The sequence below is a fragment of the Roseiarcus sp. genome (assembly GCF_052145395.1).
GTDB lineage: Bacteria > Pseudomonadota > Alphaproteobacteria > Rhizobiales > Beijerinckiaceae > Roseiarcus.
The window spans coordinates 1-2,708 of record NZ_JBKQOT010000541.1 but is presented as its reverse complement, the minus strand read 5'-3'; the positions used below and the strand labels follow the sequence as shown (position 1 = coordinate 2,708).

General features: G+C 63.4%; 1 protein-coding gene and 3 pseudogenes. 2 read left to right on the top strand and 2 right to left on the bottom strand.

Annotated elements, in window-relative coordinates; translation table 11 throughout:
• Together ACLP25_RS18520 and ACLP25_RS18515 are read left to right on the top strand one after the other, a co-directional pair.
• A partial coding sequence (locus ACLP25_RS18520; protein ID WP_442470638.1) for a dihydroorotate dehydrogenase-like protein occupies nt 1–991 on the top strand: 991 nt, incomplete at its 5' end.
• Between the two features lie 605 nt (nt 992–1,596).
• Nucleotides 1,597–1,800 (top strand): annotated as a pseudogene (locus tag ACLP25_RS18515) (IS4 family transposase); the annotation flags it as partial.
• Between the two features lie 97 nt (nt 1,801–1,897).
• On the opposite strand, the pseudogene ACLP25_RS18510 reads toward ACLP25_RS18515, so the two are convergent.
• A pseudogene (locus ACLP25_RS18510) lies at nt 1,898–2,314 on the bottom strand (IS4 family transposase); the annotation flags it as partial.
• A gap of 47 nt (nt 2,315–2,361) precedes the next feature.
• A pseudogene (locus tag ACLP25_RS18505) lies at nt 2,362–2,708 on the bottom strand (hypothetical protein); the annotation flags it as partial.

Here is a 2,708-nt window from a genome sequence, read left to right as displayed (position 1 = left end):
CTATCTCGGGCTGTCTTTGCCCCATCCAATTGTCGCCGGCGCTTCGCCACTGTCAGCGACTGTCGACGGCATACGCCGGCTTGAGGATGGAGGGGCGGCAGCGATCGTCGCAGCGTCGGTCTTTGAGGAGGAGGTTCGAGCAGCGGACGAGGCGTTTGAAGCCGCCGCCGCGATCGGAGCCGAGAGCCATGCCGAGCTGACGAGCTATCTGCCGCCACTCCCGGGTTACCGCGGCGCGCTCGCAGCCCATGTCGAGATGATCCGGCGCGCGGCCGAGAGCGTTTCGGCCCCGCTGATCGCCAGCCTGAACGGGATCACGCGCGAAGGCTGGACTGACATTGCCGCTGTTCTGCAGCAAGCGGGGGCGGCGACGCTCGAGCTCAATCTCTTCCACATCCCCACCGACCCGCTGGAGACCTCCGCTGAGGTCGAGGCCAGGCTGGTGCAAACCGTGCGCGAAGTGTGCGCCTCGGTAACGATTCCCGTCGCGGTCAAGCTCAGCCCGAACTTCACCGCGCCGGCTAATCTTGCCTTGGCCCTCGCTGGCGCCGGCGCCAGGGGCATCGTCTTGTTCAATCGCTGGTACGAGGCTGCCGTCGACCTTGAGACGCTGACGTTCCGCACCAGCCTGCGTTCGGAGACGACGGAGGAGATCCACTTGCCGCTCATGTGGCTCGCCTTGTTGTCTGGAAAGACATCGCTTGGCCTCGCCGCCGGTCGAGGCGTGCACGGATCCGAAGACGTGGTCAAATACCTGCTTGCCGGCGCGGACGTGGTCCAGGCGGCGTCTTCATTGCTGAGCCACGGACCGAACCATATCGACCGTCTGGTGGAGGGTTTGGCGGACTGGATCGAGGCGCACGGCGCCAGTTCGGTCGACGAGATCCGCGGGTGCCTGCGCGCCGATCGATTCGGCCAGCCCGAGCCGCTGCAGTACGTTCGCTCATTGCAGCTGGAATACCCCGTCCGCAATCTTGGATTAACAGCGTGAGGATCGGGATCATCGGCGCCGGACAGGTCGGGGCCACCGCCGCTTAGTGTGGCGGCCACGGGCAGCAACCGGCTTTGGCAAAGCACCGGACGTTCGCTCGAGAAGGCCGACGTGCTGCCCAAGAGAGTATGTTCGAGCGGGTCAAAGTCCTGCACGTTGCAGGCAACGGGATCCGGGCAATCGTCCGTGAGACGGGCTTCAACTGGCGCACTGTTGCGAAGTGGGTGCAGCTCGACGAACTGCCGGAGCGCAACGTCATGGCTCCAAAGTCGACGACACCGGGCAAATTCCAGACCTATCTGTCGCGGCGCTGGGCGGAGGGATGCACCACGGGCCGGGATTTACTGCCGGAGATCAATTGCCTCGGTTATACTGGCAGTCTATCTCAGCTGGAATGCTTGCTGACCAAGTGGCGCCACGCCGGCCACGCGGTGGTCTTTGACGCTCCAGCGGCAAAAGCGGGAATACTGACTGACCCCTCGACGGGGCAGCTCGTCTCGCCGATCGTCGCCGCGGCTCTCTGTATCAAGCTGCGAGGACTGCTGACCGAGCCCCAGGCGGACAAGGTAGATGCGTTTGGCGGCCAGATGCCAAGCCTCCTTCAAAAACGGTGGACGATCGAACCGGGATTTCGCGATTCCAAAGACTTGCGCTTCGGGATGGGCTTGAGCGTCCTGCGCATCGGTGATCCGCAGCGGCGCGACCGCCTCCTGCTGCTGAACGCCTTGGCGATCCTCCTGTTGACGCTGCTCGGCGCCGCTGGCGAAAGCCTCGGCATGGATCGATTGCTCAAATCCAGCACGGTGCAGCCAAACGTCGAGTTTCTCGGTATCGTTTCCGCGCAGGATGCCGCGGAAACGCATCGCCAACCCGCGATCGTCGCGAATTCCGCTGACGTTGATGAACCTTCAATTCGTCCTTGTCGATCGTCAGCCACATCAGCGGCGTCGCCCGGCCGTGGCGGGTGACGAGGTTCAGGGCGAGCGTGGCTTGATTGTCGACGTCGAAATCGGTCCAGTCCATCGCCACGACGATCGCTTCGCGCCGGCCCACGACCTCGCGAACCCACGGCGCGAAAAGGTCCCACACGACGACCCCGGCGTTGCTCAGCAGGCGGTCAACCTGTTTGATCGCGTGTCTGTCCGCCAGACCGCGCGCTTGCGCCAGCGCGTGCCCGATGACCGAAACGGCAAGGGACGCGCCCGTCAAAACACCGAGCGTCCCGTTGGCCAACGAAAGGATCCGCTTGGCGTGCAAGCTCCCCGCAAACGCCCTCTTCAGAAAACCATGAATAGATTCCTGACGCTCGATCGACTTGCGCATGAGCCCCCCGGCTGATTCGTGACCTCACCACGCGGTGACTCGCCAATTCAGGCAATTTCGAGTCGATCAACAATGAGGGGATTCATGAGGATGGCGTTCCGAACCGCGTCAATATCCTGGCGTAACTTTCTCACAAAACTCCGCATGGCGTGAAGCCCGCAATGTCGTGCGTCGCGCAACCATACGTCCAGCTTCCCGATGTCGCCATCTCGAAGCAGTCCGGCGAACCGCATCGCCAGTCCGCGCATCGTGGCGAATTCCACTGACGCGGCCTTGAGCAAATCAACATTGACGATCTGCCGGGGCGTCATCTCGCCGCGCGATTTGACACAAAGCGCCGCCGCAGTGAGTGACGAGATCCGCCGACCGGCCGCCGGACACCGAGACTCAACTC